At 69.1% G+C, this 25,551-nt stretch carries 20 protein-coding genes; 9 read left to right on the top strand and 11 right to left on the bottom strand.

The features are described 5' to 3' along the window. A partial coding sequence (locus ACXJLU_RS23740) for a DEAD/DEAH box helicase (protein WP_457335215.1) occupies positions 1-1,500 on the top strand: 1,500 nt, incomplete at its 5' end. Here the strand turns inward: ACXJLU_RS23740 and ACXJLU_RS23745 are convergent. Beyond that, on the bottom strand, positions 1,457-3,013 hold the full coding sequence (locus tag ACXJLU_RS23745) for a TIGR01777 family oxidoreductase (RefSeq protein ID WP_457335217.1): 1,557 nt from the start codon (positions 3,011-3,013) through the stop codon (positions 1,457-1,459). The genes ACXJLU_RS23740 and ACXJLU_RS23745 overlap by 44 nt on opposite strands. An 11-nt stretch (positions 3,014-3,024) precedes the next feature. Further along, positions 3,025-3,705: a DUF4166 domain-containing protein gene (locus tag ACXJLU_RS23750; RefSeq protein WP_457335219.1), complete on the bottom strand. Its 681-nt coding sequence runs from the start codon at positions 3,703-3,705 to the stop codon at positions 3,025-3,027. A gap of 164 nt (positions 3,706-3,869) precedes the next feature. Here ACXJLU_RS23750 and ACXJLU_RS23755 point away from each other — a divergent pair, with 164 nt between their 5' ends. Beyond that, positions 3,870-5,681, top strand: coding sequence for a sensor histidine kinase (locus ACXJLU_RS23755; RefSeq protein ID WP_457335221.1), 1,812 nt, complete (start codon positions 3,870-3,872; stop codon positions 5,679-5,681). After that, entirely contained in the window at positions 5,678-7,087 is a 1,410-nt protein-coding gene (locus ACXJLU_RS23760; protein ID WP_457335223.1) for a sigma-54-dependent transcriptional regulator, read from the top strand. Before ACXJLU_RS23755 ends, ACXJLU_RS23760 begins: the two co-directional genes overlap by 4 nt. Here the strand turns inward: ACXJLU_RS23760 and ACXJLU_RS23765 are convergent. Then, entirely contained in the window at positions 7,056-7,478 is a 423-nt protein-coding gene (locus tag ACXJLU_RS23765) for a hypothetical protein (protein WP_457335225.1), read from the bottom strand. The two genes, ACXJLU_RS23760 and ACXJLU_RS23765, sit on opposite strands and share 32 nt — an antisense overlap. A 193-nt stretch (positions 7,479-7,671) precedes the next feature. Between ACXJLU_RS23765 and ACXJLU_RS23770 the strand changes: the two genes are divergently transcribed. The 5 genes from ACXJLU_RS23770 to ACXJLU_RS23790 all read left to right on the top strand — a co-directional run bounded on the left by ACXJLU_RS23770 (position 7,672) and on the right by ACXJLU_RS23790 (position 12,748). Further along, positions 7,672-8,514 (top strand): alpha/beta fold hydrolase, encoded by an 843-nt coding sequence (locus tag ACXJLU_RS23770; RefSeq protein ID WP_457335227.1) that lies wholly within the window; start codon positions 7,672-7,674, stop codon positions 8,512-8,514. Between the two features lie 14 nt (positions 8,515-8,528). Beyond that, positions 8,529-9,167 (top strand): nuclear transport factor 2 family protein, encoded by a 639-nt coding sequence (locus ACXJLU_RS23775; RefSeq protein WP_457335229.1) that lies wholly within the window; start codon positions 8,529-8,531, stop codon positions 9,165-9,167. 38 nt (positions 9,168-9,205) lie between these two features. Next, positions 9,206-10,096 (top strand): LysR family transcriptional regulator, encoded by an 891-nt coding sequence (locus ACXJLU_RS23780; RefSeq protein ID WP_457335231.1) that lies wholly within the window; start codon positions 9,206-9,208, stop codon positions 10,094-10,096. An 82-nt stretch (positions 10,097-10,178) separates the two neighbouring features. Then, complete coding sequence (locus ACXJLU_RS23785) at positions 10,179-11,072, top strand: hypothetical protein (RefSeq protein ID WP_457335233.1); 894 nt, start codon at positions 10,179-10,181, stop codon at positions 11,070-11,072. A gap of 197 nt (positions 11,073-11,269) precedes the next feature. Continuing rightward, positions 11,270-12,748 (top strand): outer membrane protein assembly factor BamB family protein, encoded by a 1,479-nt coding sequence (locus tag ACXJLU_RS23790; protein ID WP_457335235.1) that lies wholly within the window; start codon positions 11,270-11,272, stop codon positions 12,746-12,748. Positions 12,749-12,764: 16 nt separating this feature from the next. On the opposite strand, the gene ACXJLU_RS23795 is transcribed toward ACXJLU_RS23790, so the two are convergent. Together ACXJLU_RS23795 and ACXJLU_RS23800 are read right to left on the bottom strand one after the other, a co-directional pair. Next, positions 12,765-14,654, bottom strand: coding sequence for a sulfatase-like hydrolase/transferase (locus ACXJLU_RS23795; RefSeq protein ID WP_457335237.1), 1,890 nt, complete (start codon positions 14,652-14,654; stop codon positions 12,765-12,767). Between the two features lie 60 nt (positions 14,655-14,714). Continuing rightward, a complete protein-coding gene (locus ACXJLU_RS23800; protein ID WP_457335239.1) occupies positions 14,715-16,109 on the bottom strand; it encodes an MFS transporter in 1,395 nt (464 codons plus the stop codon). A gap of 138 nt (positions 16,110-16,247) precedes the next feature. Here ACXJLU_RS23800 and ACXJLU_RS23805 point away from each other — a divergent pair, with 138 nt between their 5' ends. Then, positions 16,248-17,177, top strand: coding sequence for a LysR family transcriptional regulator (locus tag ACXJLU_RS23805; RefSeq protein ID WP_457335241.1), 930 nt, complete (start codon positions 16,248-16,250; stop codon positions 17,175-17,177). 8 nt (positions 17,178-17,185) lie between these two features. Here ACXJLU_RS23805 and ACXJLU_RS23810 read toward each other — a convergent pair whose 3' ends face one another. The 6 genes from ACXJLU_RS23810 to ACXJLU_RS23835 all read right to left on the bottom strand — a co-directional run bounded on the left by ACXJLU_RS23810 (position 17,186) and on the right by ACXJLU_RS23835 (position 25,501). Then, a complete protein-coding gene (locus ACXJLU_RS23810) occupies positions 17,186-18,289 on the bottom strand; it encodes an HD-GYP domain-containing protein (protein ID WP_457335243.1) in 1,104 nt (367 codons plus the stop codon). A 26-nt stretch (positions 18,290-18,315) separates the two neighbouring features. Continuing rightward, entirely contained in the window at positions 18,316-19,416 is a 1,101-nt protein-coding gene (locus tag ACXJLU_RS23815; protein ID WP_457335245.1) for an HD-GYP domain-containing protein, read from the bottom strand. Positions 19,417-19,427: 11 nt separating this feature from the next. Beyond that, positions 19,428-23,288, bottom strand: coding sequence for a response regulator (locus ACXJLU_RS23820; RefSeq protein ID WP_457335246.1), 3,861 nt, complete (start codon positions 23,286-23,288; stop codon positions 19,428-19,430). A 134-nt stretch (positions 23,289-23,422) separates the two neighbouring features. After that, positions 23,423-24,655 carry a type II toxin-antitoxin system HipA family toxin gene (locus ACXJLU_RS23825; RefSeq protein WP_457335248.1) on the bottom strand — a complete coding sequence of 411 codons (1,233 nt, stop codon included), beginning with the start codon at positions 24,653-24,655 and terminating at the stop codon, positions 23,423-23,425. Further along, positions 24,645-24,914: a helix-turn-helix domain-containing protein gene (locus ACXJLU_RS23830; protein WP_073464275.1), complete on the bottom strand. Its 270-nt coding sequence runs from the start codon at positions 24,912-24,914 to the stop codon at positions 24,645-24,647. Before ACXJLU_RS23830 ends, ACXJLU_RS23825 begins: the two co-directional genes overlap by 11 nt. A gap of 83 nt (positions 24,915-24,997) precedes the next feature. After that, positions 24,998-25,501 (bottom strand): nuclear transport factor 2 family protein, encoded by a 504-nt coding sequence (locus ACXJLU_RS23835; RefSeq protein ID WP_457335250.1) that lies wholly within the window; start codon positions 25,499-25,501, stop codon positions 24,998-25,000. Between the last annotated feature and the right edge of the window lie 50 nt (positions 25,502-25,551).

The raw sequence follows: 25,551 nt of genomic DNA on the forward strand, positions 1-25,551 counted from the left end.
CTGCAGGGCGACGCCGGCCTGACCGAGCTGACGCAGCGCCTGCGCGCGGCCGGCACGCCGCCGCCGGTGGAGTCGCCCGCCGGCCTCGGGCTCGAGCTGCGCGCGTACCAGCGGCACGGCGTGGCCTGGCTGCAGTACCTGCGCGAGCAGCACCTCGCCGGCATCCTGGCCGACGACATGGGGCTGGGCAAGACCGCGCAGGTGCTGGCTCACCTGCTGATCGAGCAGCAGGCCGGTCGGCTCGACCTGCCGGCCCTCGTGGTGCTGCCGACCTCGCTGATCGCGAACTGGCAGGCCGAGGCGGCGCGCATCGCGCCGGCGCTGCGCGTGCTGACGCTGCAGGGCGCCGACCGCGCGAAGCGCTTCGGCGATGCGGCCGGCCACGACCTGGTGCTGACGACCTACCCGCTGCTGTGGCGCGACATCGGCACGCTGTCGCAGCAGGCGTGGCACCTGGTGGTGCTCGACGAGGCGCAGATGGTGAAGAACGCCGCCAGCCGCGCGGCCACCGCGCTGCGCCGGCTGCAATCGCGCCACCGGCTGTGCGTGACCGGCACGCCGCTCGAGAACCACCTCGGCGAGCTGTGGGCGCATTTCGATTTCCTGATGCCGGGCTTCCTCGGCGACTCTCGCTCTTTCCAGAGAATCTGGCGCAAGCCGATCGAGACGCAGGGCGAGACGCTGCGCGCGCAGTTGCTGGCGCAGCGCGTGCGGCCCTTCATCCTGCGGCGCCGCAAGGACGAGGTCGCGACCGAGCTGAAGCCCTTGACCGAGATCGTCCACCGCGTGCAGCTCGAAGGCCAGCAGCGCGCGCTGTACGAGAGCGTGCGCGTGGCCGCCGACGAACTGGTGCGGCGCTTGCTGAAGCGCACGGGTTTCGGCGGCGCGCAGATCAGCATCCTCGATGCGCTGCTGAAGCTGCGGCAGGTCTGCTGCGACCCGTACCTGTTGAAGGGCACCGCGATGGCGCCGACGATGGAGCGCGCGAAGCTCGAATGGCTGCGCGCGACGCTGCCCGAGTTGCTGGAGGAAGGGCGGCGCATCCTGGTGTTCTCGCAGTTCACCGAGATGCTCGGGCTGGTGGCCGACGAACTGAACGCGCTGAACCTGCCGCACCTGACGCTGACCGGCGAGACGCCGCCGGCCGAGCGCGGTGACGTGGTGCGGCGCTTCCAGCAGCGCGAGCGGCCACTGATGCTGCTGAGCCTGAAGGCCGGCGGGGTCGGGCTGAACCTGACGGCCGCCGACACCGTGATCCACCTCGACCCGTGGTGGAACCCGGCGGTCGAGCAGCAGGCGACCGCGCGCGCCCACCGCATCGGCCAGGACCAGCCGGTGTTCGTTTACAAGCTGGTGGTGGAGGGCAGCATCGAGGAACGCATGCTGGCGCTGCAGCAGCGCAAGGAGGCACTGGCCGAAGGCGTGCTGGGTGTCGACGGCGAGGCGAGCGTGAAGTTCAGCGAGGCGGATTTGAGGGCGTTGCTCGCGCCGCTGGCGTGATCTCTGTTCGGGCTGAGCCCACATCCGTTCGGGCTGAGCCTGTCGAAGCCGGGTCCCGGGCGGCCAGATCGGTCAACGCGGCCCGAACGCTCGCGAACCTGAACCTGTAGCCCGCCGCCAGCGCCGCGCGCGGCACCGCGTTCTGCCCGTCGAGCAGCAGCGTCGACATCTCGCCCGCCAGCGCGCGCATCGGCGCGGCCGGCACGCGCAGCCGGACGCAGCGGCCGAACGACGCTGCCATGGCCGAGGCGAACGCCGCTTGCGGCAAGGTCTCGGGCGCGACGGCGTTCACTGCACCGTCGACGTCATTCCGGTCCATCGCGAAGCGGACCAGCCCGACCGCGTCATCCAGGTGGATCCACGGTGCCGCCTGCCGCCCGCTGCCCAGCACCGCACCCAGCCCGAAGCGCGCAGCCAGTGCCAGCATCGGGTACGCCCCATCACCGCGCCCGAGCACCACGCCGAACCGCATCCGCACGACGCGCACGCCCAGCGCCTCGGCGCGCCGCGCTTCGTGCTCGATCGCCGTGCACAGGTCGGACTGAAACTCGCCGGCGCGGGGCGGCGCGGCCTCGTCGAGCGCCTCGAACGCGCCCTCCGGCGATGCGCCATAGAACCCCACCGCCGACGCACTCACCATCACGCGCGGCGCCTGCTGCAGCCGCCGCATCAACCCGAGCAGCGCGGCCGCCACGTCGACCCGGCTCGCCAGCAGCTGGCTGCGCCGCGCCGCCGTCCACGGCAGGCCGAGCACGYGCGCACCGGCCAGGTGGACGACCGCATCGATGCGCGTCTCCGACGGAATCGCCTCCAGGCTGTCGACCACCCACACGCCCGGGCCGAAGCTCGCCCGCGCCTGCCGCAGGTCGCGCGCCAATGCGATCACGCGGCGCCCGTCGCGCCGCAACGACGCCACCAGCGCGCTGCCGACGAAGCCGGTCGCGCCGGTGACGAGCACCGCCGGCTCGATCCGGTGCGAGGGCTGCGGCGTCGCCGCGGGTGCCGGCTGCACGCGGCCCAGCTGGCGCACCGCCAGCGCATTGCGCACGCTCCACGCCAGCACGCCGATGCCGTACAGCGTGAACAGCCACGACACCCACGCCTGCGCGCCCTGCGGCGTCAGCACCAGCGCGCTCGGCTGCTGCGACCAGCCCCACAGCACCGGCGCGATCAGCGCAATGAAGGCGCCGTAGCCGATCGTCAGCAGCGTGTGCAGCAGCCGCTCGAACGGTGGCAGCGCCCGCGTGCGGTCTTCTTCGAGGAAATCCGCCAGCGTGATCACCACCTCGGTCGCCAGCAGCCCGGCCATCACCGCGGCGAACGCACCGCGCCATTCGAACCAGCCCAGCCCGATGAACACGATGCCGTAGATCGCCTCGCGCGCGGCATGCAGCGCGAGCTCGTAGCGCGCCGAGGCGCGTTGCGGCAAGCGCGCCTGCAGCTCGTGGTGCCACAGGTTGTCGAAGGCGCCCATCAGGGCCTGGACGGACAGAAGCAGAAAAAGGGTGTTCATCGCAGGTTCTCTCAAAGGTCGGTGTGCGGATCGGCGAACACGCCGGACTGGTGGAAGGTCCGGCCCCACAGCGGATGCACCATCGACAGCGTGAAGCGGAAGAAGCCGCCGCCCAGGTCGGTGTGCATCACGCGGCAGGTGCCCGGCGTCAGCAGCGCCGGTACCGGCAGGCGCAGCCAGCCCCACACCAGCGAGAAGCCGCGGCTCTGGAAGACCAGCGAGCCGCGTTCTTCGAAAACGTCGAGCGCCATGCTCAGGCCACCGTCGGTGCGCTCGAACAGGCGGCCATCGCGGTCGAGCTGCTTCGTCGAGCGCACGGTGCGCACGTGATCCGCACCGAGCATCGTGTTGCGGTGGAAGCCGCGCTCCCACACGACACCGCCCCGGCCGTCGTCGCTGACGCGCACCGTGGTCGTCACGCCGCTCGCCCGGATGCGTGTCAGCGGCCCGCCGAACAGCCGTGTCGCCAGTGCATACAAGCCGCCGATGCGCGAGCAACCCAGCTCCAGGTGGCCGATGTAGGTGGTGTCGCCGTGGGCACAGCCGAAGCGGCGTTGCACCGCGGCCGGCAGCCGGTTCCAGCCGTCGGCACCGACCAGCGCGGCCAGGTCGAGCGGTGCGGCGCGCGACGGGGTGCTCGGTGCAGCGGCGCGGCGAAGGCGGGTGGCAAGCAGGGCGGTGAGGGCAGTCATGGTGTTGTTCGAAGGTGGCTGACATGACCTCTATCGCGAGAACCGGACCACCCCGTCCGTCACACGCAAGCCGTTGATTTGATTGGATTTTGTGTTTCGACCTGCATACTTCGTATACAGTGCGCGAACCCCTTGTCGTCAACTTGGTTGACAGGTCACCCCGCATGCTGATCCACGCCACCCTGGCCTTTGCGCTGTTCGAAACCCTGGCCCTGGCCGGCGTGCTGCTGTGGTGGGCCGACCGGGTCGCGGGGGCGCGATTGCTGGCTGCCTTCCTGACCGGCATCGCGATCTGGATCACCGGCAACGAGTTGCCGAACTGGTTCGGCCCCGGCGTCGAGCGGCTGACGATGGCGCTGCTCGCGACCGCGCCGCTGACCTCGTCGTTCTTCTTCCACTTCTGCGTGGTGTTCTGTCGCGTCGAGATCGGCCGGGCCGGTGTCGCGGCCGCGTACGCGCTGGGGGCGTTCTCGACGATCGCGGCCGAGATCCTGGTGCCGGGCCACCTGGTCGCGCACCGCGACATCGGCTGGATCGCGATCGCCAACCTCAGCGGCTGGATCGCCAGCCTGGCCTGGGTGATCCTCGGCATCGGCGGCGTCTCGGTGCTGCTGCACACGCTGATGCGGGCACGCCGGCCCGGGTTCAACCAGTACTTCAACCAGATCGCCGCCGTCACCGCGTCGTGCCTGTGGGGAATGCTGTGCCTCACCGGCTACGGCATCGCGGTGCTCGACTGGCCGGTCTACCCGTTCCCGCTGCTCGGGCTGCCGTTCTATCCGCTGATCCTCGTCTACGGCATCCTGCGCTACGGCGTGTTCGTCGCGAACGCCTGGGCGCGCCGCGCGCTGGTGTGGGCACTGCTGCTCGCGCTGGGCGCGGCGATCGTCGCGGTGACGCCGCTGCTGCCGATCGAGTCGCGCTGGATCGGCGGCCTGGCGGTCGCGGCCAGTTGCCTTGCGCTGAACGGGCCGGTGCGGCGCTTCGCCGAGCGGCTGGTGTACCCGGGCGGCGAAGTGTCGGTGGCCGACCTCGGCGCATGGCGGCTCGCGCTGCAATCGCCCGAGACGCCGCAGGCACTGGCCGAACGCGCCGCGGCGTTGCTGAGCCAGCGCATCGGCACGCGCGTGGAGGTGCATGTCGGCGAGGCACCGGCCACGCCGGCGTCTGCACCGTCGCTGGTGTGCCTGGCGGGCGCTGACGGCTGGACCACCACGCTGCACGGCTGGGAGGCCGCGCCGCCCGGCCCGCGCCAGGTGGCCGAGCTGTTCGGCAGCGTCGTCGCGGACGCGGCGGCCCGCGTCGAGCAGGCGCGCCAGATCGCCGAGCGCGAGCGCGAGCGGCAATTGCAGGCGCGCCTCGCCGAGCTGGGCTCGCTGGCGGCCACGGTCGCGCACGACATCCGCAACCCGTTGAACATCATCTCGATGGCGGTGGCGCTGGCGCCCGCCGACACCCGGCGAGAGGTGGCTGACCAGGTCGCGCGCATCTCGCACCTGACGCGCGACCTGCTCGACTACGCGAAGCCCTGGAAGCTGTCGACCGCGCCGATCGACCTGGCGGCGCACGTGCGCACCGCGGCGCGTCGCCTGCCGGCGTTGAGCCTCGGCCCGGGATTGGATGGCGAGCTGATCGTCGAAGCCGATGCGCGGCGCATCGACCAGGCGCTGACCAACCTGGTCGAGAACGCGCGCACCGCGGCGGCTGATGAGCAGCATGACGGCGCCGGCGTGCACATCGATGCCGAGACCACGGCCGATGCGCTGCTGCTGCACGTCTGCGACAACGGGCCGGGCGTGCCGGCCGAGGTGCGCGAGCGGCTGTTCGAGCCGTTCGCGTCGCGCAGCCCCGGTGGCACCGGGCTCGGCCTCGCGATCGTCGCGCGCGTGATGAGCGCGCACGGCGGCAGCGTCGCGCTGACCGAGCGGGCGCCGTGGCGTACCTGTTTCACGCTGAAGTTTCCGAGGACGACATGAGCGACAGCGACGAAATTTCCCCCGATGCGAATGCCGACCCGACCGCCGAGCGCGGTCGCGTGCTGCTGGTCGACGACGAGGCCGCATTCCAGCGCCTCGGCGGCAGCTTCCTGCGCGGGCTGGGCCACGAGGTCACGCTCGCGGGCGACGGCGATCAGGCGCTGGAAGCCTTCGCGCGGCAGCGGYCCGAGCTGGTGCTGCTCGATCTCGCGATGCCGCCGCACATGGACCCCGAGATCGGCCTCGAGCTGATCCCGCGCTTCGCGCGCGTGCCGGTCGTCGTGCTGACGGGCCATGGCGAGCACGAGCTGGCGCTGCGCGCAACCGAACTCGGCGCGTGGGATTTCCTCACCAAGCCGATCGACCCCGACATGCTGCGTTTCGTCGTCGCCCGCGCGCTGCGCAAGGCGCGGCTCGATGCCGAGATCACCACGCTTCGCACCGCTCAGGCCGCCGACGACCTCGGCATCGTCGGCCAGGCGCCGGCCACCGCGCAGCTGCGCGCGATGGTGCGGCGTGTCGCGCAGACCGGCGTCAGCGTGCTGGTGCTCGGCCCGACCGGCACCGGCAAGGAACTGGTGGCGCGCGCGCTGCACGCCTGCAGTGCGCGGGCGAACGGGCCGTTCGTCGCGATCCATTGCGGTGCGCTGTCGGCCGAGCTGCTCGAAAGCGAACTGTTCGGCCACATGAAGGGCAGCTTCACCGGCGCGTACCGCGACCAGCCGGGCCTGGTCGAGGCGGCGCACGGCGGCACGCTGTTCCTCGACGAGGTGGGCGAGATGCCGCCGCCGATGCAGGTGAAGCTGCTGCGCTTCCTGCAGGAAGGCAGCTTCGTGCCGGTGGGCGGGCGGGTGCAGAAGAAGGCCGAGGCGCGCGTGGTCGCGGCGACGCACCGCGACCTGGAGGCGATGGTGCGCGACGGCTCGTTCCGCGAAGACCTGTTCTACCGGTTGAAAGGCGTGGTGCTGCGCACGCCGTCGCTGGCCGAGCGGCCGGCCGACGTGCCGGTGCTCGCGACGCGCTTCCTGCACCGCGTGGCACCGCGGGCCGGGCTGTCGGCGGGGGCGCTCGCGTGGCTCACCTCGCGCGAGTGGCCGGGCAACGTTCGCGAGCTGAAGGCGGTGGTGGAATCGGCCGGCGCGCTGCTGCTGCCCGATCAGCGCGAGGTGGATGCCGACCTGCTGCGGCTGGCGAGCGGCGACCCGGCCGAGGTGGCCGGGGCACAGCACACGCCGCCGGGCGCGGATGCCGCGGGTCCGCTGGACGCGGCGCTGACCGAGCTGGAACTGCGCCTGGTGCGCGACGCGATGACGGCGGTCGGCGGCAACCAGTCCGAGGCGGCACGGCGGCTCGGCATCTCGCGCGTCGGCTTGATCAAGAAGCTGACGCGGCTCGGCTTGCGCTGAGCCACGCGCCGAGCGCCGTCGCGACGGCCCAAACGACGAAGAAGGCCAGCGCGGCATGTGTGGCGGTGCGGCCTTCGGTCAATGTGTCGAGCACGGGTTGCATCAGGCGGACGCAGGCGAAGACCACCAGCGTGCCGATGACGCCGCCCGTCCAGGCGGCCAGCCATTGCTTCGGACTGCCGAGCGATCGATGGCCGATCCACGCGCCGATCAGGAAGAAGGCAGGGCAGACGGCGAAGAAGAACCAGCTGGCGCGAACGGCGAAGTCGTCCTCGCCGCCCGGGGCAGGGAATTGCGGTGCGAGCCGTGTGGCGTCGGCCAGCATGACGGCCAGCAGGCAGAGGCAGAGGCCTGCGAGGCCGGACGCGAAGAGGACCAACAGCCGTTTCATGAAATCGCCCAAAAAAGACGGCGACTCTAGAACCTGAAATCGTTCGCGCGCCATTTCTCGCCCATGAGAACGACACCACCCTGGGTGCACGGCCTTGGTGCGTCTCCTTCTTGTCGGCAATCGTTGCCACTGTCATCTGCAGGTGTTGCAATAAACGGCCGCTTGGCACTCAACCCACAGGAAGGACAACACGATGAGCTCCCACACCAAAGGCGACAACACCATCACCACGAAGGACGGCGTCCGGATCTTCTACAAGGACTGGGGCACCGGCCAGCCGATCGTCTTCTCGCACGGCTGGCCGCTGAGTTCCGACGACTGGGACACGCAGATGCTGTACTTCCTCGCGAAGGGCTACCGCGTGATCGCCCATGACCGCCGGGGCCACGGCCGCTCAACCCAGACCTGGGACGGCAACGACATGGACCACTATGCCGACGACCTGGCCGCGCTGACCGACGCGCTGGACCTGCGCGACGCGATCCACGTCGGCCATTCCACCGGCGGCGGCGAGGTGGCGCGCTACCTGGGCCGCCACGGCAGCAAGCGCGTGGCCAAGGCCGTGCTGATCGGCGCGGTGCCGCCGGTGATGCTCAAGAGCGAGGGCAACCCGCAAGGCCTGCCGATGGAGGTGTTCGACGGCATCCGCGCCGGCGTGGCCGGCAACCGCGCCGAGTTCTACCGCGACATCACGCTGCCGTTCTACGGCTACAACCGGCCGAACGCAAAGGTGTCCGAAGGCATCCGCCAGCATTGGTGGCTGCAGGGCATGGCGGGCGGCATCAAGGCCCACCACGACTGCGTGAAGGCCTTCTCCGAGACCGACTTCACTGAAGACCTGAAGAAGATCGACGTGCCCACGCTGGTGATGCACGGCGACGACGACCAGATCGTGCCGATCGCCGATTCGGCGCTGCTCTCGATCAAGCTGCTGAAGAAGGGCACGCTGAAGGTCTACCCGGGCCTGCCGCACGGCATGTGCACGACGCATGCGGACGTGATCAACCCGGATCTGCTGGCGTTCTTCAAGGACTGAGGCCGCGTGGGCTGGTGGTGTTTGCGCCATGCGCACAAGGCCTGTGCGCTGGCGTTGTTGCCGGCCGCCGGCCAGGCGCCAAGAATCAGGCTCGCCCGACACCACCACTCGCCACCACGCGCATGACCCGTCTTGCAAACACCCCCTCCGGCCGCAACACGCCTTGGCGCAAGGCGCTGCTGTGCGCCGTGGTGCTCGTCGCCTTTCATTCATCCCGAACGAGCGCCTTCATGACACCGGACTCCTGGAACTCGCCTTCTGCCGCTGAGCAGAAGGCCATCAACGCCCTGCTGGAGACTTACACGAGCAGCGTCTCCGATGGGGACTCGCAACGCTTCGAGTCGCAGCTGCTGGACCTGAAGATCCCCTTCGCCGGCGTGTGGAGCGACATGCCTGCTTCGGCGAACCTGGCCACCCTCCAGGATTACGCCGGCTTCAGGAAGTCCATTTTCGAGAGCGGCAAGAAGTTCAAGCAGCGCTTCAGCAACATCAAGATCGAGCAGGTGGGCAGCGTCGCCCAGGTCTCGCTCGACTATGAGACGGCGTTGAAGGAGGCCAGCTACGAAGGGAAGGGCTGGAAGGTCATGCACCTGGTCAAGGTCGACGATCGATGGAAGATCGCCAGCGAGTTCTTCACCCGCTATCCGCGCTGACCGGTCTTCGATCTGCATCGGGCGAGAATGCCCTCACGATGCAGTTGTTCAATGAAATGGCCGCCTTTGCGCACGTGGTGCGCTGCGGTGGCTTCTCGCAGGCGGCGCGCGTGCTCGGCGTGGAGCCGTCGTCGATGAGCCGCAGCGTCGCGCGGCTCGAGAAATCGCTCGGCGCGCGGCTTCTCGTGCGCAACACCTGCGCGCTGGCATTGACCGAGATGGGCAGCCACATCTATGCGGAGTGCGAGAAGCTGCTCGCCGCCGCGCGCAATGTGCACGACCTGGCCGGCCAGTACGGCACCCGTGCCACCGGGCTGCTGCGTGTTTCAGCGCCCGTTGCCTTCGGGCAGGTCTGGCTTGCGCCGAGGTTGGCGGGCTTCATCGAGGCCTTTCCGGAGGTCGACCTGCAGGTGGTGCTCGACGATCGCCCGATCGACCTGATCGATGAGCGCGTCGACGTGGCGGTGCGGATCACGCAAGCGCCGCCGCCTGGATTTGCCGCGCTGCGACTGTGCGCTGCGCCGTATGTGCTGATTGCCTCGCCCGGCTACCTCAAGGCGCACGGCGTGCCGCAGCGGCCTGAAGCGCTGACAGGGCACCGCTGCCTTCACCTGGGCTACGGCGCATTCGGTCCGGCATGGCCGTTCAAGCGCGGTGACGAGATCATCGCGGTGACGGTCYCGGGCCGGTACTCGATCGGCAACAGCCTGGCCTTGGCCGCGGTCGTGACAGGCGGTGCAGGCATCGGGCTGATCCCCGAGTTCAGCGCAGCGCAGGGGCTCACCGACGGCACGCTGGTGCGCGTGCTGCCCGACTGGCAGCTCACCGAAACGTATGAGCGGGCGGCGTACCTGATCTACACGGCCGGGCCGCACCTGGCGCCGAAGATCCGGGCGCTGTTGGATTTCTTGAGCGCTGGCGAGGCGTAGCTTGACTTCCCCCGTGTCGGGGGAGATGCAACCGGGCCGGCGTGGAGTACACCGGAGGCTGTTGCGCCTCCGAGGAGCCTCCATGAGCACCGACTTCCGCGCCCAGATCATCGCCCCGGCGGCGGCCTACGGGCAGGGCGACACCGGCCTGTTCCCGTTCGACCTGTTCGACCGCCAGTGCCTGGCGCAGGGCGATTCGTGGTTCTCGATCGGCTCGATTCCGCCGGGGCTCACGAGCAACGTGCTGGCCGAGCTGTGGCTCTCGAACGCCACGGTGATCGTCAACTGCGGGCGGCCGAGCAAGACGCTCGCGCACATGGCCGACACGCTGTCGGAGACGATGTTCCTGCGGCTGCTGCGCGGCCCGTCGTCGTTCCGGTGGGATGCGATCCTGCTGTCCGGCGGCGGCAACGACCTGATCGACGCTGCGTCGGTCGGCCCCGATGCACCGCGCGACCGGCGCCTGCTGCTGCGCCCCGACGAGCGCACGGCCGTGCCGGCCGATGCCGCCGGCTACCTCAGCGCTGACGGCTGGCACACCTTCGAGCAGCACCTGGGCGAGGTCTTCGCGCATTTCATTTCCGAGCGCGCCTCTGGCCAGAACTGGCACACGCCGACGCTGCTTCACAACTACGCGCCGATCATGCCGAGGCCGTCGGGCGCGGGCTTCATCAGCGGTCCGTGGCTGCAGCCGGCGCTGGCGGCCTTCGGCATTCCGATCGACGACTGGGGCGATGTCGCGGCTGAGCTGATGAGGCGGCTCGACCGGCTGCTGCGTGATCTGGTGGCGGCCCACCTGGCGGCCGACCCGGCCGATACGCTGGTCGTCGTCGACACGCAATCGGCCGGGCTGGTGCTGGCGGAGCCGACGGCCGACGGCGTCTCGGGCGACTGGCAGAACGAGATTCACCCGACGCGTGACGGCTACAAGAAGTTGGCGGTGGCGTGGCGGGCGGTGCTCGATCCGCTGCTGTAGCCCTCTTAGAATCCACGGACTCCGTCCACGAGACGAGAGACAGCAACAATTCCGGGAGGGAACAGATGATTGCAAGAGGCCTGTGGGTCGCCTGTGTGGGCGCCATCGTTCTGGCTGGCTGTGGGGGTGGGGGAGGTGACTCGAACGCGCCCGCTGCGCCGCAGCCACCACAGGAACTCAGCGTCTCGCGTTCGGTGGTGGCCGGCACGTCCGTCCATCCGGTGGTGACGCTCGACGCCACGGCCTTGGGCCTTACCGACACCCTGTACGCCACGGTCAATGACCCCGGCGGCGTGTTCGGCGCGCCGGTCGCGGTCACTGCCAGCGGCGGCAGCTACGCACTCGAACTCGCCACCCTCAACACCGCGACCACGGGCACCCATGCCGGGCAGGCCGTGGTGAACCTCTGCCGCGATGCCGCGTGCTCGGCGCTGCACTCCACGCCGACGATGGTGCTGAACTACAGCGTCGACGTGCTGGCGGCGGATGGCGCCTGGCCGGGCAACCACCTGACGACGCTGGCGGCGATGCCGGGCGCGCCCGAATGGTCGACGTTCCAGGGCAACGCGGCCCACACCGGCCACGTGCCGGTGACGCTCGACCCCAACCGGTTCAGCACGCGCTGGCAGGTGGTGGTCCCGTCCCATCTTTACTTCAACGGCCTGTTCAATCTGGCCACCGTTACCACCGAAGGCGGAAGGTTCTTCATCGCCGGCAACAACGCCGTCACGGCCCGCAGCGAGCACGACGGGTCCGTGCTCTGGAGCTACAGCTTCAGCGGCCTGGAGTACCCGTCGGTGAACCCGCCCGCCGTGCGCGACGGAACCGTCTACGTGTCGGCCGGACAGCAAACGTCGGCCACGATGTTCGGCCTGGATGCCAGCGACGGCAGCGTGCGCTTCCGCTCGGACATGTCGAACCAGTGGAGCAACTACCTGGCGCCCACCGTGGGGCCATCGGGGGTCTACGCCAACGCGGGCACCACGGGCGGGATGTACGCCTTCGACCTGCAAGGCACGCCGCTGTACTTTTCGCCAACCGACTTTCAGTCGACCTGGACCCCGGCTGTCGATTCGAGCGCGGTCTACGCCTACTCGGGTGACGCGCTGCGCGTGTTCCACCCGACCACCGGTGCACTGCAGGCAACCATCGCCGACCCGACGTTCACGAACTACATCTACGAAATCGGCGGGTCGGCGGTGCTGGGCGGGCCCGATTCGGTGTTTGCCGCGGCCTACGCCAACAGCTTCCTCAACAGCGGCACCATCGGCAATTCGCTGCTGCACTTCAACCTCCAGGCCAACACCATCGACTGGAGCATCCAGGGTGTCTACCCGAGGACACCCGCCTACGGCGGCGGCGTGCTGTACGCGGTCAACAACAACCCGCTGCGCCTGGAGGCGCGCGCCGAGTCCGACGGCGCGCTGCTGTGGTCCTGGACGCCGCAGGCGTCGAGCGACACATCGTTCGTGAGCGAGGTCCTGCTCACCGACAACGCGGTGATCGTCAGCACGAACCGGTCGACCTATGCGATCGACCGCACCACGCACCGTGCGGCATGGAGCTACCCGGCGCCCGGAAACCTGGCGCTGTCGCGCAACGGCGTTCTCTACATTGCCGGCTACAACACCTTCGGTGCCACGTCGATGACGCTCACCGCGATCAACCTCCGCTGAGTCGCGGCGGACGGGCTCAGGGAAGCGCGAACTCCTTGAGATCGTCCCAGAGGTACGAGAGGTAGGCCTCGCGCACGCCGGGCGTGCGGCAGGCCTCCAGCAAGCCGGCGCACTGGGTTCTGGCCGAGATGTTGGCGGCCAACCAGTCGTCGATCGGCGCGCCCGCGGCCTGGGCGAGCAGGCCGGGCAGGAAGACGAGGTCCAAGGCACTCGGCGCCTCGGTCGGCGCCCGGTCGGGCCGGTTGCTCGAGACCTCGTACCAGGTCTGGTACTTGGCGGGCACCGTGCCGGTCTGCGTCGGCAGCGATCGGATGCGATCCCTCAGCGTGATCGCGTTGGCGAACGGGGGTTGGTGGTCTCCGAACCAGGCGAGCACCGCGGGCCGTTGCGCGTTGCCGAGAACGGCCTCGCGGGTCCGTTTCAGCTCGCGTTCGAACTCCCGGCTGCGCCACACGTAGTCGGCGACGCTGCGGGCCTCATCGGCCGACGCGAAATCCCGCGACGCTTCGGCGCGAAGTTCAGCCGGCACCCGTTCCATCTCCACGCCGTGCTCCGCATGGTTGAAGATGGTCAGCGCGAACAGGAACACCGGCTGATCGCGCTGGCGCTCGCGCGCCAGAACGCGCCGCGCGGCTTCGTGCACCAGCGCATCCGGCGTGCCCCAGGCCTCGGGCAGGCCCAGCTCGGCTGCGTCGAGGAACTCGTCGAAGCCGTAGCCGGCATACGCGATGCGGCCGTTCATCATGCCGCCGCGGGTCGGGTACAGCGCGACGGTGCGGTACCCGGCCGCTTTCAGCGAGCGCACGAAGGAGCGGTGCACGTGCGGCGCCACGCTGAACGGCGCGAACTCGCCGGCCGGCCCGAACGAGTCGTGCGGAACCCCCGTCGCGAACGCGAACTCCGACAGCCAGGTGCTGCCGCCGAAGACATGCACCTGCAGCGGCCCGTGCGCGATCGTGCTTCCGGTGGCCGCGAAGGCATCCAGGCCGCACAGCGTTGCAGGGCAGCCTGCCAGGGTCGCCGGATTGAACTGGCTCTCCTGCAGGAAGACGACGATGTCGGCCGGCGTGGTCTTCGCTTCCGCGGACACCAGCTTCAGGCTCTCGTGCCGGAACGCCGTGGTGTCGGCGGCCTCCACGCCCCACCGCGGATCCAGCGACGCCGTCGCGAAGAAGCCGAGGGCCGGGCGTTCGACCAGGCCTGCGCCGACGAACCACATGCCTGCCGCTTTCAGGTTCGACACCTCTTTCGCGACGAGGACACCGCTGTACGTGACGAGGAGCGCGGCCAGCGCTGCGGCCATGGACGCAGCCGACCAGCCAGGTTGGCGGCCCGGAGGGTTCCATCGCCAGGCCGCGATGCAGCCCAGGATCGCCAGACTCAGCGCAGCCCCTGCGTACCACACCAGCGTCGGCTGCGTTCCCAGCACGCCGACGTTGTCCGCGAACTGCCGGAAGAAGAAGCGAACGTCTTGCCACGTCAGCGGCGTGCCGGCGAATTGCTGCTTCAGGCGGATGGCGGCCAGCAACAGCGCGGCCACCGTGCTGCCGGCCACGGCGGCGAAGCGCGGCCGCTGCGTCAGCAGATAGATCACCAGGCAGGCCACCAGCAAGGCGTGCGAGCCGACTTCGGGGTCGACCCAGCGACCGGCGAGGGGCGGAAGGGCCAGCACGACGGCATCGGCAAGCCGCCGACGGCCGATGTAGGCCACCAAGGCGGAGGCCGCGGACAGCGCGAACGGGGTGGCCACGAAGCGCCAGGAATCCGGCGTGAGGAAAAAGCCCCCGCATGCCACGAGCAGCACGGCGATGACCGCCAGTTGCGTGCTCAGGCGATGGCTTTGCGCGATGGCTTCAGTGCGCTTCCGCGCCGCGGCGAGCAACCGGGCGATGGTGTGGCGATGCATGGACGGGATTCGGTATCGCGGATCGGTGGTCGGGCAGTTTCGCACGAGGGCGAACGGGGCTCATGTCCCGGCTCCGCGCCGGGCTCTCAGCAGGCTGATCGCTCCAGCGGCCGCCGCGGCCAGCGCCGCGAGCGCCAGGCCCCAGTGCACGGCGCGCACCGATGGCAGCAACGCGAACAGCAGCCCCATCGACAGGCTTCCGAGCGTCAGCCCGGTCAGCCTGGCCGTGCCCTGGGCACCACCGGCCGCGCCGCTGCGTTCCTTCGGCGCGGCGAGCAGCATGTTCTGGTTGTTGGGTGTCTGGAAGAAGCCGAAGCCCAGGCCTGCGAGGCTCGTGAAGACGGCCATCGGCAGCCACGGGTCGCCGTGAACCGGCCAGGCGGCACACAGCGCCAGGCCGAGCGAGAGGCAGGCCCCGCCGGCGGCGCAAAGCCACGCTGTCGACACGCGCTTCGCCAGGCGTGCCGACAGCGGCGCGGCCACCATCACCGCCAGCGGCCACGGTGTCATCAGCAGGCCGGTGTCCATCGCGCTCAGGCCCAGCTCGTGCTGGAAGTAGAACGGCAGCGCCACGTAGCCCATCATCTGCCCGGTGAAGCAGCACACCGATGCGATGACCGACACCCGGAACGACGGCACCCGCAGAAGATCGAGCGGAACCAGCGGCGCCGCCTTCGGCATCTCGCGCCGCACCAGCAGCACCATCGATGCGGCCGCGACGACCAGCAAGGCAGCGCCGACCCACGGCGACGACGGCAGCCAGTCGCTGCCCAGCACGAAGGCAGCGAACATGATCGCGTTGAGCGCGATGCTGATGAGGTCGAGGGGACGCTTGCTGCCCTGCGGATTCGGCAACCCGGCGCAGGCCACCAGCACCAGCACGCCGATCGGCAGGTTCACCGCGAAGAGCCACGGCCAGCTCGCGACCGACAGCAATGCGGCGCCGACGGCCGGCCCGGCCGCCGAGGCGCCTGCAATCGTCAGCGCGTTCCATGCAATCGCCTGGCCCAGCAAGCGGCGCGGATAGGTGAAGCGCAACAGCGCCAGGCCCAGCGGCATCACCGCCGCACTGCCCAGGCCCTGCAGGCAGCGTGCCGCGATCAGCCAGGGCAAGGACGGCGCCAGCGCACACAGCACCGACGCCACGGTGAACAGCGCGATGCCCGCGGTGAACACCCGGCGATAGCCCAGCCGCTCGCCGACAGCGGCAGCGGGCAGCAGGAACATCACGATCGCGAGCTGGTAGGCGGTGACGATCCACACCGCATCGGCCGGCGACGCCTGCAATTGCTGGGCAATGCTCGGCAGCGCGACGTTGGCGATCGCGCCGTCGAGCACCACCAGCACGATCGCACCGAGGATCGCGGCGACTGCCGCGTAGCGCTGCGGCAGCGGCAGGCCATCGAGTTCGTTCGAGACCGTGGCGGCGTTGGAGGGGAGGGCAGTTGACGACATGTGGGGAGACAGGAGGTGACGCTCGATCGCGCCACATCAGCATAGGTCGACGGCCCCGGGCCAGCCAGAGCGTGGCGCGCATCTTGTTCATGCATGCGGCGCCGGGCCTGCATGGCCGAAGCGTGCTAGGTTCAGCGCATGCCGACCGATGCCGACCTGAACCTTCTGATTGCATTGAACGCGCTGCTCTCCGAGGGCAGCGTCTCCAGAGCGGCCGAGCGGCTGGGCCTGAGCGAATCGGCCATGAGCCGCACCCTGGCGCGCTTGCGTGAAACCACCGGCGACGAACTGCTGGTGCGCGCCGGCCGTGCCATGGTTCCCACGCCGCGGGCGTTGGCGCTGCGCGACCGGGTCAAGGCGCTGGTGGAGGAGGCCGGCGCCGTGCTGCAGCCGGCCGGGCCCGACCTGAACCTGGGCGCGCTCGAGCGCATGTTCACCGTGCGGGCCAACGACGGCTTCACCGAGGCCTTTGCGCACCTGCTGGTGGCGCGCACCGCGCGCGAAGCGCCTGGGGTGCGCCTGCGTTTCGCGCCCAAGCCCGACAAGGACGTGCGCCCGCTGCGCGAGGGGCTGATCGATCTCGATGTCGGCGTGCTCGGCGAGACCGGCCCCGAGGTGCGCGTTCAGGCGCTCTACAGCGATCACTTCATCGCCGTGGTGCGGCGCGGCCACCCGCTGCTGGCCGACGGCGAGATCACGGCCGAGCGGTATGCGGCCTGCGACCACGTGGTCACGTCGCGCCGCGGGCGCATCACCGGCCCGGTGGATGACGCACTGGCCGCCGCCGGGCTGACGCGCCATGTCGCCGTCATCGTTCCCAGCTTCGGCACCGCGCTGTCGACTGCGGCCGCGACCGACATGGTGGCGCTGATCCCCGCGTCGTACTTCGAGCACATGAGGGCGAACGACACTCTGCGCTCATTCGAGCTGCCGGTGTCGACGCAGGACATCACGATCTCGCAGATGTGGCACCCCCGGCTCGATCGAGACGCGCCGCATCGGTGGCTGCGCGGCGTGGTCCTGGAGGTGTGCCGATATCACCGCGGAGATCACCACGGAAAAGCCTGAGCGAAGCGCTAGACCACAGCGCCATCGGCGTAACGCTCGGCGATCGCCCGCAGGTCGTCCCGGCGCTGTTCGAAGGCCGCCACGACGTCGGGATCGAACTGCGTTCCGCTGGCTGCAAAGACCGACGCGACCGCCTCGTCGTGCGTCAAGGTCGCCTTGTAGACCCGTGGCGTCACCATCGCGTCATAGGCGTCCGCCACCGCCATCAGCCGCGCCGCCAACGGGATCTCGGCGCCGCGCAGGCCTTGCGGGTAGCCGCTGCCATCCCAGCGCTCGTGGTGCGACAGCACGATCTCCTTCGCGCAGCTCAGGAACTTCGCGTCGACGCCCAGCCGCTGCTGCGACCGCACGATGGCCTCGCATCCCAGCGTGGTGTGTTTCTTGACCAGCTCGAACTCGTCGGCACTCAGCGGACCAGGCTTCAGCCGCAACGACTCGGGCACCGTGCTCATCCCGATGTCGTGCAGCGGCGTCGAGCGGACGACGAGGTTGACGGTCGCCTCATCCAGCGTTTCCTCCAGCCGTGGATTGGCTCGCAGGGCGACGCACAGCGACCGCACGTAGTGCTGCGTGCGAAGGATGTGCCCGCTGGTCTCGCCGTCTCGCGACTCGGCGAGCGAGGCCAGTGCGACCACCGTCACATCCTGGATCGCGCGCAGGTCGCTCGTGCGGCGGACGATCTCCGCCTCGAGGAAGGCGGCCTTGTCGCGCAGCACGTCCGACACGACCTTCAGGTGCAGGTGGGTGGCAACGCGTGCCAGCGCAATGGCCGGGCTGATGGGCTTGGTGATGTAGTCGACGGCGCCGAGCAGCAGCCCGCGCTCCTCGTCCTCGGGCGCCGACAGCGCCGTCAGGAAGATCACCGGGATGGTCTGCGTGCGTGGCTCGGACTTCAGGCGCTCCAGCACCTCGTAGCCGTCCATGGCCGGCATCATGATGTCGAGCAGCACCAGGTCGGGTGGCGTATCGAGTGCCAGTTGCAGTGCCTTTGCGCCGCTGTTGGCCAGGCGCACGCGGTAGCTTTCGCGCAGCAGGTTGGCCAGCAGGTCGAGGTTCTCGGGCGTGTCGTCCACCACCAGCACGGTGGGCTTGGCATTGACGGAATCCTGCATGGTGAGGCTCCCTTTCGTCGGTTGTTTCAGCTGTCCTGGAATCGCCCCGCGATGGCGCGGAACTCCTCTTCGATCGACGTGAACGCGTCCAGCACATCTGGGTCGAAATGGCTGCCTCGTCCCTTGCGCATGATGTCCATCGCTTCCTCGTGCGAGAACGCCGGCTTGTACACGCGCTTGGTGATCAACGCGTCATAGACGTCGGCGACGGCCATCAGGCGCGCCGACACGGGGATCTCGTCGCCCGCCAGTCCTTCGGGGTAGCCGGAGCCGTCCCACTTCTCCTGGTGCGAGTAGGCGATCTCGCGTGCGAAGACAAGGAAGCTGTCGCTGCGGCCCAGGTAGCGTTCCACCTCGCGGATCGCGTCGCGGCCGTAGACGGTGTGCAGCCGCATGATGTCCCACTCGTCCGGCTCCAGCTTGCCGGGCTTCAGCAGGATGCGGTCTGGAACACCGATCTTCCCGATGTCGTGCAGCGGCGCCGACTTGTACAGCAGCTCGATGTTGGCGTCGGTCAGCACGTCGCTGAAACGAGGGTGGGCCTTGAGTGCTCGCGCCAAGGCGACCACGTAGCTCTGCGTGCGGCGGATGTGGTTGCCGGTCTCGTTGTCGCGCGTCTCGGCCAGGCTCGCCATCGCGTGGATGGTGGCGTCGCGCATCTGCTCAAGCTCGAGCGTGCGCTCCTTCACCAGCGTTTCGAGCACGGCGTTGTGGTCGCTCAACACGCGGCGTGCCTGGTTCACCGTGAGCTGGGTCTTCACGCGCACCAGCACGATGGGCGGCGAGATGGGCTTGTGGATGTAGTCCACCGCGCCGAGCGCCAGCCCCTTCTGCTCGTCCTCGACCTCGGCCTTGGCGGTGAGGAAGATGACCGGGATGTCCGCCGTGAGCGGATCCGCCTTCAAGCGCGCGATGACCTCGTAGCCGTCCATCTCCGGCATCATCAGGTCGAGCAGGATCAGGTCGGGTTGCGGAAGTGCTGCAGCCAGCTTCAGCGCCTTGGCGCCGCCGTTGGCCAGCTTGACCTTGTAGTCGTCCTTGAGCAGGTCGGACAGCACCGTCAGGTTGTCGGGCGTGTCGTCGACGACCAGGACGATGTGTCGGGATGGTCCGTTCGGACTCGTCATCTCCCCCTCCTTCAGTGGAGCTGCACCGAGCGGCCGTCGGCCGCCGCGCGCAGCGCTTGCAGTGCGAGATCGAAGTCGTAGTCGTTCAGCGCCCGCTGCACCGCAGTGGCGGCACCGGCCCCGAACTCGCCTTCGAAATCGTACGCGAGTCCTTCGAACCTGGGGGCGGCATCGGCGCTGCAATCCTCCATCAGGCTCGCCAGCTGGCGCAGTTCGTCAAGCCATGCCTCGAGCGGGCGCCGCGGCCGATCGGCTGCCGTGCCTTCCGGGGCTGGCAGGCCGGCGTCCAGCACCTTGGCCGCCGCGTCGAGCGCCAACTGCAGGCCTTGCAGCGCGGGCTCCAGATCGACCGGTGCAGCGCCTTGCCGCACGGCCGCTTCGAGTTCCGCCGCCGATTGCTGCACGCCTCGCAGCCCCAGGTTCCCCGCGACGCTCTTGAGCGTGTGGGCCTGTCGTTCGGCGGTCGAGCGGTCGGCGGCCTGCAACGCCATCCGGATGCCCTGCGGCACCCGCGGCTGCTCCTCCCGAAAACGCCGCAGCAGCTTCAGCAGCAGTGTCTCGTTGCCGTTGACGCGGTGCCTGGCTGCTTCGAGGTCGAAGCCCTGCAGCGTCGGCAAGGTGGTCGACGATCCGGCGTTGGAAGAACTGGCCTTGGCCGGCGACGGCGCTTCCGTCGCGAGCTTCTGGTGCAGCCAGCGGCGAAGCGTGCCATACAAGGCCGGTGGCTCGATCGGCTTGGACACGTGATCGTTCATGCCGACGTCCAGGCAGCGCTGGCGTTCCTCCTTCATCGCGTGCGCCGTCATCGCGATGATCGTCAGCCCGCGGAAGCGCTCGTCGGCACGCAGTTGCCGGGTGGCTTCGTAGCCGTCCATGACCGGCATCTGCAGGTCCATGAACACCAGGTCGTAGCGGCCCGGCTCGGCGGCCTGGATGCGCTCGATCGCCTGCTGCCCGTTGGAGGCGATGTCGGCCGACACACCCGCTGCCTCGAGCAACTCGGTCGCGATCTGCTGGTTGGTGTCGTTGTCCTCGACCAGCAGCACGTGCGCACCGTCGAACCGGGGAACGCTGCCGCGCGCCGGCGCCTGGGCTGCCATGTGCTCGGGCGCGAACACTTCGACCAGCGCGTCGATCAAGGCCGACCGATCGAGCGGCTTCAGCAGGAAGGCATCGACGCCGGCCGCCTCGGCCGCGGCGCGCACCTCTTCGCGCCCGAACGCGGTGGCCAGGATGACGCGTGGCGGTTCGGGCAGCGTCTCACGCGCGCGCAGCGCGAGTTCGATGCCGTTCAACCCGGGCATCTGCCAATCGGTGAGCAGCAACTGGAAAGGCGGCGTGGCCGCCGCGAGCATCTCCAGCGCTTCCTTGCCGCCGGACGCCGCCGTGACGTGCACCGGCAGCCCCTTGAACGCGTCAACGAGGATGTAGCGGGCGACGGGGTTGTCGTCGACCACCAGCACCCGCAGGTCGTTCAGCGCTTCGGGCACCACGCGGGGAGCGCGCGGTGGCGCGTCGCTCGTGGCCAGCCAGCAGGTGAAGCTGAAGCGGCTGCCTTCGCCGACCGCGCTGTCGACCCAGATGCGCCCGTCCATCATCTCCACCAGGCGCTTGCAGATGCTCAGGCCCAGGCCGGTGCCACCGAAGCGGCGTGTCGTGGAGCCATCGGCCTGCGTGAAGGGCTGGAACAGGCGGGCGGCCTGCTCGGGGGTCATGCCGATGCCGGTGTCCCGCACGCAGAACTGCAACTGCACGCGCCCTGGCGATTCCGCGAGGGTGCGGGCCGACAGGTGGATCTCGCCGCGTTCGGTGAACTTGATCGCGTTGTTCACCAGGTTGATCAGGATCTGGCCGAGCCGCAGCGGGTCGCCCCGCAGCCCGCGCGGCACCTCGGCCGGCACGTCGAAGAGGTATTCGAGGTCTTGCTCCTGCGCCTTGGCCACCGTGACCGTCGCGAGGTTGGACAGCACGTCGTCGAGGTTGAAGTCGACCGTCTCGACGTCCAGCTTGCCGGCCTCGATCTTCGAGAAATCGAGGATGTCGTTGATGATGCCGAGCAGCGCCGTTCCTGCGTTGTAGATCTTCTGCACGTAGTCGCGCTGCTTGGGCGCGAGCTCGGTGCGCAGCGCGAGGTGCGACATCCCGATGATGGCGTTCATCGGCGTGCGGATCTCGTGGCTCATGTTGGCCAGGAACATCGACTTGGCCTGTGTCGCGTCTTCGGCGGCCGCCTTGGCCTGCTCCAACGCGCGCTCGTCTTCCTTCTGCGCGGTGATGTCGACCAGCCAGCCCAGGATGCCGGCCTTGCCTTCGTACTCGGTGGGCAGGTAGGTGGCCAGGATGTCGCGCTCCAGGCCGTCGGGGCCGTTCATCCTCAGCTCGTAGTTCCGGACGATGCCGTCCTTCTGCAGCGTCGCCATCATGCGGTCGCGGTCGGCCAGGTCGGCGTAGGTGTCCGGCTTGTCCGAGCCGGTCAGGCGGATGAGTTCGTGGGTGCGTGGGTTGGCGAACCGCACCGTGCCTTCCACGGAGATGGCCACACCCACCGGCGCGGTCTCCAGGATGCGGCGCAGGCGCTCGCGCTCGCGGTGGAGTTCGGCGAGCTTGGCCTCGAGCTCTTCGGTGCGATGCGCGACTTCGCCTTCCAGCGTGGCGTTGGCCTGCGCGAGATCGTGCGTTGCCGACAGCAGCCGCTGCCGCATCGACTCCTGCGCCTGCGCCAGGTGAGCCACCTCGCGCCATGGCGTGACGACCTGAACCGGCTGCTGCAGCTGCAGCTGGCCGATGCGGCTGCTTTCTTCCGACAGTTGCTCCAGCGGCCGTGCGAACTGGCGCGCGATGCGCGTGGCGAGTGCGGTTCCGCTGGACACGGCCAGGGCGCCGAGCAGCAGCAGCATGGCGGCGCTGGCCCATTTGTTGGGGACAAAGTCGGCTTCAGGTGCCGCGACGGCCAGCAGCACCTGGTTCTGGCCGATGACACTGCGCCGCACGAGCGCATACCAGTGGTCGCCCTGGCTTTGGTAGCGCAGGTCTTGTCGCTCGTCGGCAGCTCGCCAGGCCTGGAGTGCATCGGCGAGCGGGGCGACGCCGAGCTGCGCCACGTCTTGCAGCACGCTGGAGCGGATGCCCTCGTCGGAGGCGAATCGGTCGTCGCGTGGCAACCCCATCACCCGGCCATCCGGATGAAGGATGGCGGCCATGCCGTGGCGCCCTGCGACCACCCGCGTGGTGAAGCGCGACAGGTCGAGCAGGCGCACGTCGTGGCTGATGACGAAGCGCTGGCCATCGGCACCCGTCCAGCGCGCAGCGGCCGTGATGCCGGGCTCGCGGGTGGTGAAGAAAACGTAGGGCGGCGTCCACGCCACCTTGTCGTCATCGGGGAGCGCCATCGCGGCCGTGAACCACGGGCGCTGGCGGGCGTCGTAGTCGAGCTCGCGCGCTTCGATCCTGGTCAAGCGCTGTTGCTGATCCCAATGCAGCCAGTAGGCCATCTTGCCCCACTGATCGGGATGGGTCAGGCGGTTGACCCAGGTGCCGTCGGCATTGCGCAGCAGCAGGATCTCGCGGCCGGTTTCGCTCGCGAGAAGCACCGAGCTGATCTCGCCGTGGTTGGCGATCACCGAGAAGAAGAGTTCGTTGAAGCGCAACAGGTCGTCGAGGCTCGCGCTGCCATGGCGCCCCCAATCCCTGGAGGTGCGCAACGTGGTCTCTACGGTGCCCAGGAGCTGCTGCGCGCGGCCATCGAGTTCGGCTGCGGCTTGCTGCAACTGCGAGTGGGCCAGCTGACCCACGGCAGGCCTGACGATGACGTAGAACGCGCTGAGCGCAAAGACGAGCAGGACGGCAATGGCCAATGCCGAAATGCGAAACACCAGCGCACTTCGGATGGACCTTCTGTCGCGATTGACGGTCGCAGCGGCCACGCTCACTCCCTGCTTTTGCGGCGGAGTATGCGGTAGCAGGGTGAACTGCGCCAGCCTCTTGGCGCAGGCGCGGGGCTGGGTGGCTAGGGCGCGTAGTGCAGGCCTGTTTCCCAGGCCGCTTCCATCGTCTGCAGAAGCGATGCGGGCACGCGGGCGTCCTGCCGTGCGTCCTGCAGCGTCTGCCGCATGGCCTGCGCGATGCGCTCGAGCACCTGGGCGGGTTGGCTGACGCCGCAGACGCGCCGTCCGAAGTCGTGCAGCTCTTCGACGGTGGGATAGGTCTTGCTGCCGTGCCTGCCAGCGAAGAGCTTGAGCGCGAGCGTTCTGTCTTCCAGCTCGGGCCCACCCTGGTAGCGCGTGTAGCGGTAGATGGAGGTCGTCACCACGTCGAACAGGGGCGACAGCCACGCCTGCGTCTCGCTGCGGTAGAGCACGCCGAAGTTCTTCAGGTGCGCGTCGCCGTTGCGCACCATGATGCACAAGGCCACCTGTTCGAAGAAGCGATGCAGGTTGTCGGCGTGCAATTGCAGCTGGCGCAGCAGCTCGGCCACGCGCTGGTAGCTGCCCTGGTACTTGCGGTCCGACAACACGTCGCGCACGCGCAGGCCGGCCAGCGCGGCGATGTCCTCGAAGCCCAGGCGTTCGATGCGGCCATCGTCGTGCGTGACGATGTCGAATCGATCGAGGATCAGCATCTGCCCGTCATCGGAGAGCGAGAACTCGGGCACCTGGATGCCTGCGCGCCGGGCTGCGCAGAGGCAGAGGAACTCGTTGGCCGCGAGACCCGGATAGGACGGGCCGGCCGCCTTGACGATGAGCGAGGGCACGGCCACGGTGGGCCGGTCGGGCACCATGATCTTGGGCTGCATGCCTGCGATGCCGGCGCCGGTGCTCAGGTACGCGGCCACGAGCTCACCGAACACCTCGGGCGTGTACCGCGTGCTGAGCAGTTCTGCCTTGCTGATGACCCGAGGAGCGGCCACGTCGGGGGCGCCCGGCAGGCGGTAGCCCAGGCGGCCGATGCCGTTTCGGCCAGCCAGCGCCAGCAGGTGCATCGGCGTCATCGGCTGCTTGGGGAACAGCTCGCGGATGCGCATGAACAGATCGCCCTCGGGCAGGTTCTGGTCCATGGGGGCGAACAGGTCGCCGTCCTGCCAGGTCAAGTTCTGCTTCGGCGGCATGAGCAGGGCCACCGTCGCTTGCGCCGGGTCTGGCGCGAGATAGCGGAACTCATAGGCGGACGCCTTGAGCAACTGCCCCGCATGGGGCGCGGCGCCGATGTCGACGTCGAGTGCGCGGATCTTTTCAGGGAGCATCGTCGTCGTCCTGGAACCGGCGCGAGACTTCATCCGCGGTGGGCAACCCCACACGCTCGAGTCGCAGTGCGAGGCCCAGCGCACCCAGCACGGCCATCAAGGACGACACGGTGGTGTCTTCGCCGGCTTCAAGCCGGTAGACGACTTCCCGGACTTTTCCGGCCTTCTCAGCCAAGGCGGACTTGCTGAGGCCGAGTGCCTTCCGCTGCGCGACCAGTGCGCGGCCCAACTCATCCGGAAGGCGAATACTGTCAGTCATGGCGTGCAATTGTAGGGAAACTGCACGAAAATGGAAGTTATGGCTTGCAGATTTCTGACGCCGCTGGGCTTTTGCCTCGGCTGCTAGTGGTGGCCCTCGATGCCTCCTGCGTCGAGTCGGCCATTGAACGCGGACAGGTCCAGCCCTTGCGGGGAAAGCGAAGTGCCGCGCAGATCCAGCGGGCCCAGGTAGCGCAGATGCAGGCTGCGCTTTGCGAAGCGCCAACGCCCGCCGTGTTTCACCAACTCGTCGCGGTAGAAACCGATGGCCATCCAGGGCGTTGCTTCCTTCGATTCCCGGCCCTGTTCGACCAGGGTGCTGACGGCCGAAGCTTCGCTGTCGCCGCGCAGGGTCACGACGAGGCCGGAATTCAGCTGTACCAGCAGTTCCTGTCGCTCCATCGATTCCCGCAGCCCCTTCAGGATCGCGTCGCGACCTTCGTGGCGGAGGTTCACCGGTGCCAGCACCTCCCACAGCGCGGACGGTTCGAAAGCGTCGTGCAGCAGAGAGACGTCGCGCAGGTTCACCGCCGCGTGCCACGCATCAATGCGTTCGCGGATCTGGAGATTGTCGAGAGAAGTCGTCATGGCGTAGATGACAGGGTAGTGACGCCCAACGTTTGACATGAGGGGCGATC

The sequence above is a fragment of the Rhizobacter sp. P5_C2 genome (assembly GCF_054049715.1).